This window comes from Pleurocapsa sp. CCALA 161, assembly GCF_003003995.1.
Lineage (GTDB): Bacteria > Cyanobacteriota > Cyanobacteriia > Cyanobacteriales > Xenococcaceae > Waterburya.
In genome coordinates, this window is record NZ_PVWF01000156.1 from 1 (window position 1) to 8,653 (window position 8,653).

The window sequence follows — 8,653 nt, forward strand, 5'->3', positions numbered from 1 at the left end:
ATAAGGTGAGCATCGCCCACCCTATTGATTAGACTGATTAGACTCCTACAGTGTTTTTAAGTAACACTTTACTCATTAAGTTCCTTTAGTTATTTATTCTTGACCCATTACCTGATTTTTTAGGGCTTGAAACTCTTGACCCAACTCTTGACGAGAAGAGTTAGTTAGCAAATAGCGATAAACAAACCAACCTGTATAACCCAAACCTACTAGCTCAAAAGTAGGCGCAAGCAGAGGAATATCGTTAATCGCTGAAATTATAGCTAAAGTTACTTTGACTGCAATAATGCCCAAAAATATTAACAGTAGGTTAATTAGGGATTTTTGGTTACTGTCGATAAACTCTTTGAGATAATCAAAAATTTGACTCAAAAATTTAGAACCAATACTTAAATATTCTTGAACCGCATTATCTGCTGGTGATGATTTCAAAGTTGTAGAATTAGGGGTGATCATGCCTGCCGATTCACCGTTTAGACTTGTGGTAGTTTCTTGAGTTTCAATGACTTCTGGAGTATTTGATTCCATATTTTATGCTCTCCTGTTGTTTATATGAGTATTAGTCAGCTACTGCTCTGACCTATTATGATGACTATACTTTTGCTCATAGTATCAAACACTTTTTACGGTTGATCTGATTACTCAAAGCAATAATTAACAGTCTCGAAATATCCTCTCTCAGTATAGTAGTCGGTCTAGGTCAGATTATAGAGATTAATGCGATATATTGCTAATTTTAGGCAGATTAAGGATGTTATTTGCCATTAATAGACTTGATATCGTCGATTAATCTTAATTTAACCTTAATATTGAGGTCATAATTACTCAACATTCAGCCGTAATTCTAGCTTAATTAAAAAAAGATACCCTATTTATAATTAATAAGATATCTCAGCTAATTGTAATTTGAATCAACCAGAAGATTTAGTTAGCTGATTTTGTAGGTTAGGAAGCCATTACCGCTGCTTGATTGGCTGCTGTTTCAATTGTGGCTTGAGTGTTGCGACAGTTAATCTCACAAGAGTTATTGGGACTTTCAATTAGCTTAATTTTATCTAACTCAGCCCCAATTTCTTTAATTGGCGATCGCAATAAATCAGCAATCCTGACGGCAATATTCTCCGCCGTGGGTACAACCTCGGCAAAATAGGCAATGTCTTTATTTAAGAAAGTGTGATCGAAAGGTTCGACAACATACTCATCAATCACATTTTGCAACGCAGCCAAATCCACTAACATTCCTGTGCGAGCATCGATTTCTCCCGCTACGGTGACTTCTAGATGATAATTATGTCCGTGTCCATTAGGTCGAGCGCACTTGCCGTAAATTTCTTGATTTTCTTCAAAGCTCAGGCTAGGAATTGCCAAACGATGAGCTGCGCTAAAGTGAGTTTTGACTGTTAAAGTAGCTTCCATATTGTTTCCTTGATAATCTGTCCAAAGCTCAGGATGTTCAAATAATCTAACGTTGACTAAAGGTAGATGAGGGGCAAGTCTTTGCCAAATAATCCGTGAGATATTTTCCGTGGTGGGCAAAGTCGTTTGAAACTCTGGCCAAGTATCATTGAGATAAGAATAATTCAGTTGGCTAGTAACTTCTCGTTTGATTACCTGCTTGACTACAGATAAATTTTCCACCATGCCATATTCGTCTAAATCACCCTCTAAAGATGCGTACAAGACATAATTATGTCCGTGTCCTGGAAAACGGCTACAAGCACCAAATAGACGCTTATTTTCAGCTTCGTCTAATTCTGGCAACCAGTAGCGATGACTCGCGGAAAACTGAGCGCGACGATTAATAGTGCATTTCATATATTGAGTTGAGACTCGTTAAATGTAAAGTTAGGTAAACTATGATGCTTATTATAGCAAGCTAAGTCAATTCACAGTAAAAGAAGCGATCGCTTCTTTTACTAGATCTTCTAGAGTTCTCCTAATAAAATAATTGAGCAGTTTAAATTCTCTATCAAAGGTTTGGTTGTCGCGCCCAAAGCCAAACTATCTACCCCAACACGCTGACGCTGGGATCGCAAAATTACTAGTTCATGAGTGCGACTTGCAGCTAAAATTTCCTTAACAAAATTGCTCTGCGCAGTAACTTTTACATCGACTGTGGCTTCAGCTAGAAACTTGTTACCCACTGTCTCTAACTGCTCATGAAGGCTAGCTTTACGTTCTTTAGATGTACCAGACGGACAAACATGAAGTAAAGTTATTTCGGTTTCTTTGCTGGTAATCAAGCTTTTAGCAAAACTGACTGGTCGTAGACCAACAGGATTGATGCTTTCTACTGGTACAAGGATGCGTCTAATGGCTAGAGGTGAAGTTTGGAAGCGAGCGACAACTACAGAACAGTGAGCCGACCATAATATACTATCGGTCACCGAACCAAAAAAGCGAGAGCGGAAGCCAGTTAAACGGCTAAATCCTAGAATAATTAAATCGGCGTTAACTTCCCGACTAGCATGACTGATTCCTTGAGCAATATCGTATTCAACCCTTAATTCTGGCTGAACCTCAACATCCAGTTCGGTGGCAATTGCTTCTGCTTGAGCTAGTAGCTTGGTACAACGCTGTAAATCAACCTCTAGTTGCGGAGAATCTAAACGAGATTCAGCTTTAGCGATCGCCAGTGGCACAATTCCGCCCCGATTTTTCTCAGCCAGTAAAGATGCTAATTCTAGTAAATAATGCTGTGTTTGCGGATTATAAATTGGCACGACAACTCGATACTTGTCTTTTAACTTGAGAGCCAAATCAGGTTCTGGTTCAGCCTCTGGCAGATCCCCAACAGTTAACTGAGTCGCAAAACGAGAAGTAATTAAAGGGCCAGCGATCGAAGTTACCAGCATTAGCAAAATAACGCTGTTGAAGACCTCTTCGTTGATAATTTTTGCCTGAAAAGCAATTAAGGCAGCAGCCAAAGTCGCAGCTACTTGGGGCAACGATAGCGACCACATGGTTATGGTTTCAGCCCAACTATAACGAAAGATTAATTTAGCGATACAAGCTGCCAAAAACTTACTCAGGAATAAAGCACCTACAATTGTTAGAGGAATCTCAACAGCTCCTAAAATATCTTTAAAGGCCTTAAGGTCGAGCAGTAAGCCCATATCAACAAAGAAAATGGGAATAAATAAGACCGTGCCGACAAACTCCACCTTTTCTTTGACCGGACCATCTCCAATCACATCGTTAACTGCTAAACCAGTTAAAAATGCCCCGACAATTTTTTCAATGCCAATTGCTTCTGCCCCTACTGAAGCCACAAACAACGATAATAAGATAAACAGAAACTGATTACTATGGTCATTTTTTGAACGGCGGAAAAACTCTCTTCCCAGACGGTCTAAGCCAAATAAGACCACCAGCGTATAAAGTGCCAAAGAGCCTAATAAGATGCCTAAATCTACTGCGGTAAAATCTCCTTGATTTACGCCTAAACAGATGGCCAAGACCAATAAAGCACCAATATCGGTAAAAATTGTCGCGCCGATAGTAACGGTAACAGCTTCGTTATTCACTACCCCCAAACGTCTGACAATGGGATATGCTAGCAGGGTATGGGAAGCCAATAACGAACCAATTAAAACAGCCGTATTCCAACTAAAACCAAATAATCGTCCGACTAAAACACCTCCAATCAAAGGAACGGCAAAGGTGGTAAAACCAAAAGTCAAGGAGCGATTTTTAGTACGACGAAACTGTTCCAAATCAATTTCTAATCCTGCCACAAACATTAGATAAATTTTACCGATGTCTGCCAACAAGATCATAGTTTCCGACTTGCTGTCAAGTAAACCCAAACCACTAGAGCCAAATATTACTCCTGCTACCAATAAACCCACTAACCCTGGCAACTTTATTTTTTCAAAAATTGGTGGTACTAGTAAAATGATTGCTAACAGTAGAGCAAAGGTGAAGATCGGTTCTCGTATCGTTTCCGAGATGGATTCCATGTATTAATGATGAGCAAGAGGAGAGACAAAAGCGACTGGTCGCTTTTGATAATATATTACAGCATCGACAAAAGTACATACATCCTTGGACTTGTTTTATAGATCTTAGCTATTACAGCCCATAAATCCACATAATCAGCAGGGGTGTAACAATTGCCATTAACAGGTTCAAAGGCGCGCCAACGCGGAAAAAGTCCCAAAATTTATAACCCCCAGGGCTATAAACCATAGTATTAGTCTGGTAACCGATAGGAGTCATAAAGCTATTCGAAGCAGCAAAAGTTACGGCAAACATCATTGCTATGGGATTAAGACTTAAAGATTCAGCAACTTTCGCCGCGATCGGAATCAAAAGTACTACAGTGGCATTGTTAGACAGTATTTCTGTCAGCAAAGATGTAGTTACAAAGAAAAATAATAAAATCCAATAACCGCTAAAGTTACCACCTACTACCATCAAATTATCCGCCAGCCATTTTGTTGCCCCAGAGTTTTCCATTGCCGTACCCAAAGGAATTAACCCAGCCAAGAGAAAAATTACGTCCCAACGTACCGCACCATAAAGCTCCCCAGGCTTGAGAACTCCCGTAATAATCATCATCACGACTCCGATTAAGGCACTGACTAAAATTGGCAAGATGTTAAATGCTGCCAGCAGAATTACTCCCATTATGATGCCGATCGCCAGCCAGGCTTTATCACGACGAATGGCTTCAGGCTCTTTTTGTTCAATGACTAATAGTTCCCTAGTAGTTTGTAAACCGAGTAAACTTTGTTTGTCTCCTTGGACTAATAACAAATCTCCAAATTTGAGTGGTACTCTACCCAATCTCTCTCTGATTAATTCTTCTCCACGACGCAGAGCTAAGACTGTTAGATTGTAACGCTGACGAAAACGTAAATCTTTGAGAGTTGCACCGATCAAACGAGAGTTAGATAAAATTAAAACCTCGGCAACTCCCTCTTCAGTTGAATTTAGCTCTGTGGCTAAGGTTTTTTGATTGAATTTAACATCGGCTAAGATATCTAATCCTTGTTCTGCTCTAATTTTCAGCACATCATCGGTTTTACCCCGCACTAACAAAATATCTTCGGCGCGAATAGTCCGGCTCGTTACAGGTTGAGGCAAACGCTCTCGATCGCGAATAATTTCTAAGACATCTACCTGAAAATCTCGCTGTAATTGCGCCGAGCGGAAGGTTTTGCCAATCAGCTTAGAATTGGGGGTGACAATTACCTCGGTTACATAGTCTTCTAAGCCATAACCTTCACTAACCAAATCACTCTGTATATTTTTGCGATTAGGCAATAGACGTGGGGCAATAAAAGTCAGATAAGCTAAACCAAACAAAAAAGTGATAATACCTAATCCAGTAAACTGAAATAGACTAAATTCTCCATAGCCTAAATCTTTAGCAATTCCACTAGCCAGGACGTTGGTGGATGTGCCGATCACGGTAATCATACCACCTAAAATGGTCACAAAAGATAGGGGCATTAAGAGCTTGGAAGGAGATATACCTCGTTTTTTGCACCATTCTTCGACAATCGGCAAAAATATCGCTACTACTGCCGTATTGTTAATAAAAGCAGAGATAGGTCCAACTAGGATTCCCATAACCAGGATTTGACGCGTAATACTTTTGCCGCCCCATTTTAGTAGTAAATCGCGAAACACCTGAATTACCCCCGTACGAGTAATACCAGCGCTAAGAATAAACATTGCCATTACGGTAATGGTGGCGGAGTTACCAAATCCTGCTATACCTTCATCGGGTGTTACCAACCCTAAAACAATTAAAATTACTGCTACACAAAGAGCCGTAATATCTACAGGTAGCCACTCGGCAATAAAGCAAACTAAGGCAGCTATCACTACAGCCAAGGTTAGAAATATAGTCATTGTTAATTCTTAGTTGTTAGATTTTGGTTGTCAGTCGCTAGTGGCTAGTCGCTTATTATCGTCGTTAATCGTATTGGAAAAATAATATCCGATCGCGCTGTCATTTAATACTTTTGACCAACTAAATATATCAGCCTTTATGTTTGAATAATGACAATTACTTAGCTAGGTTAGATGTTTGGTTACGCTTATAAATTGACAAAAAAAAATAAAGTTATAATATCTTAATGTTATAGTTAACTAGTGTTTCAGCTACCTTCAACTAAGCAGAACTGTGTTTTTTGGCGCGGAAAAATCCCCATAATCTAATCACACTAATCACAAGACGAATAACAACATGCTTACTATTTCTTTGGTAACTCTTTTCGTAGCAGCGATCGCCCTATATATCAGTTACACGATCAATGACGATGTTTTCCAAGCAGCCATGCGGTTTTCATCATTAACATTTTTTTTGATTAGCTTATTTTGCGCTCCTTGGAGCTTAAAGCTGGCTTTAGTTGCTATTCCTTTGGCGATCGCTAGTTGGAATTCTTTTTCCACTGAAAATTTTTAGTCTGGGTAAGATAATTAATTTCTTTGCTTTAACTAAAGCATCATCCAGCAATTGAACAGTAATTAATAATTAAATAATTTAAAAAAACTTTTAAGACCAAGATTTGATAAGATTACAAAGTATTAAGATATAAAAACTATTTTTAGCTATTTTTACAAAATATGAATTTATTATTTGCCGTAGCAGGGGAATTTCCCACCTATTTCGTAGCAGTTTACGTGGTTGGATTTCTTGCTGCGGTTACGATTGGTTCAATTGCTTGGTACAACTCGAAACGTCCTGCGGGGTGGGAGAATATGGAACGCCCTGATATTGTACCCAAGGTGAATAGTAAAGATAATTCTGGAGAATAACAAAGCTAGTGACTAGTGGTGTGTCAAGATTGTTTTGAGGGATAGTACGTATAAAAGTCACGCATTGTCATTAGTCTTTACCTACTACCTACTACCTACTACCTACTACCTACTACCTACTACCTACTACCTACTACCTAATCTCAACCCATCAATTCAAACTTGACGATCTACTAGTTAAAAACTTCTCCTGTCTCTTGTAACGAATGAAGACGATGATAAATGCCACCCTGACTTAATAATTCGGCGTGGCTGCCAACTTCAATAATTTTGCCTGCATCTAACACCACGATTTTATCTGCTTCGCGAATTGTGCTCAGGCGGTGAGCAATAATTATAGTGGTGCGTGTACCCAAAATAGATTTCATTGCTAGCTGAATTGAACGCTCCGATTCATAATCTAAGCTAGATGTCGCCTCATCAAAAATCAAAATATCAGGATTAACAATCAAGGCTCTAGCAATACCCAGGCGCTGCTTTTGTCCCCCCGAAAGTCTCACTCCACGTTCGCCAACTACGGTTAAATAACCTTGAGGTAGCTCGCTGATAAATTCGTCAACTCTAGCGATCGCACAAGCTTGTTTTACCTGTTCTGGTTCTACTTGGGGATTACCATAGGTTAAATTGTCCCAAACTGTACCGTTAAAGATATCCACGTCCTGATGAACGATCGCCAGACGGCGACGATAACGAGCAATATCTAGGTTGCTAATATCTTCTCCATCAACTAAAATCGCCCCCTGCTGGGGTTCAAAATAGCGAAACAGCAGTTTAACTAAGGTGGACTTGCCTGAGCCAGAACGACCCACGAGAGCAATGGTTTGATAGGGTTCTATGAAAAGGTTGATATCGTACAGGATGGGGCGATCGCGATCGTAACCAAAGCTGAGATGATTGAATTCTAATTTGCCATCAAACTTATAAGGATTATCTGCCACATTTTCCCTTACCAAGCTAGCAGCATCTGCGCCAATATCAAGCTGCATAAAGTCGTGTAATCTGCGCATGGAGGCATAACGGCGGGCAAATATCTCTGCTAACTGACTAATGGGTTCAAGCTCCGCATAAGCCATACTAGAAATTGTCAGAGTAGTAATAAAATGTCCTAGAGTAATATGCCCTCTGACAGTAGAAATCAGAGTAAATAGCAAAATTAAAAAGACGCAGGTTTGAATTACGGTACGTGTCCAGGTAATTAGATTGACATAACCTCGATGAATACGATAGGTGACATATTTAAATTCTCGCTCAAAACGCTGCTGCTGTCTTTGATACTCTTGCGCCTCCGCAGCAAAAGACTTCACGGTTTTAATATTGGTAATAATTTCTGAAGTACGGCTTTCGGTATTTTCCTGATGTTTTTCCAATAATTCTTCTTTGGCAATGAGAACCCGTAAATGTTTGAGGCTATAGCTCAAAATTACGACAAAAGAACCAAGAAAAGCGATCGCAATTCCCGCATCAATAAATAAAATCATCACAAAAATACCCAAAATCCGCGCTAATTTGGGTATTAACTGTCCTGCAATCTCAGGATAACTCCAGGTATGATTTTCGATTCCTCGTGCGATCCGCCCCGCGATCCGTCCAGGATTGTTCTCATCGTAGTAGCCTAAAGGTAAGGTGAGAATCTTGGCTACTACCTTGCTCAAATGATCTCGTCGAGCCTTTAGGGCAATTGCCCAGTGATGCCACACCCCAATCCAAGGCTGAATTGGCGATCGCACTACCGTCACCAGAAAAATTATGCCCAACAACACCCCAAGGGACAACCACTTGCCAGGTGGAAAACTTCCCAGGTTTTGCACCACAGTAATTAAACTCACCAAAGGCTTGTCCAATGGCTGTGACGACAAAACATTTAAAATCTGTCCAATAA

General features: G+C 39.8%; 7 protein-coding genes. 2 read left to right on the forward strand and 5 right to left on the reverse strand.

The genetic code is table 11. The features are described 5' to 3' along the window. Positions 1 to 93 precede the first annotated feature (93 nt). The 4 genes from C7B62_RS22650 to C7B62_RS22665 form a co-directional block, all read right to left on the reverse strand. Entirely contained in the window at positions 94 to 528 is a 435-nt protein-coding gene (locus C7B62_RS22650) for a CAAD domain-containing protein (RefSeq protein WP_106242796.1), read from the reverse strand. 417 nt (positions 529 to 945) lie between these two features. Then, positions 946 to 1,815: a 6-carboxytetrahydropterin synthase gene (locus tag C7B62_RS22655; RefSeq protein ID WP_106242800.1), complete on the reverse strand. Its 870-nt coding sequence runs from the start codon at positions 1,813 to 1,815 to the stop codon at positions 946 to 948. A 110-nt stretch (positions 1,816 to 1,925) separates the two neighbouring features. Then, a complete protein-coding gene (locus C7B62_RS22660) occupies positions 1,926 to 3,962 on the reverse strand; it encodes a cation:proton antiporter (RefSeq protein ID WP_106242803.1) in 2,037 nt (678 codons plus the stop codon). A 112-nt stretch (positions 3,963 to 4,074) separates the two neighbouring features. Then, on the reverse strand, positions 4,075 to 5,865 hold the full coding sequence (locus C7B62_RS22665) for an SLC13 family permease (protein ID WP_106242807.1): 1,791 nt from the start codon (positions 5,863 to 5,865) through the stop codon (positions 4,075 to 4,077). Positions 5,866 to 6,202: 337 nt separating this feature from the next. On the opposite strand from C7B62_RS22665, the gene C7B62_RS22670 reads away from it, so the two are divergent. Together C7B62_RS22670 and psb35 are read left to right on the forward strand one after the other, a co-directional pair. Then, complete coding sequence (locus C7B62_RS22670; RefSeq protein WP_106242810.1) at positions 6,203 to 6,421, forward strand: hypothetical protein; 219 nt, start codon at positions 6,203 to 6,205, stop codon at positions 6,419 to 6,421. A gap of 161 nt (positions 6,422 to 6,582) precedes the next feature. Continuing rightward, entirely contained in the window at positions 6,583 to 6,774 is a 192-nt protein-coding gene (gene psb35, locus C7B62_RS22675) for a photosystem II assembly protein Psb35 (protein WP_106242815.1), read from the forward strand. 173 nt (positions 6,775 to 6,947) lie between these two features. Here psb35 and C7B62_RS22680 read toward each other — a convergent pair. Continuing rightward, on the reverse strand, positions 6,948 to 8,653 hold a 1,706-nt coding region (locus C7B62_RS22680; RefSeq protein WP_106242818.1), incomplete at its 5' end, for an ABC transporter ATP-binding protein.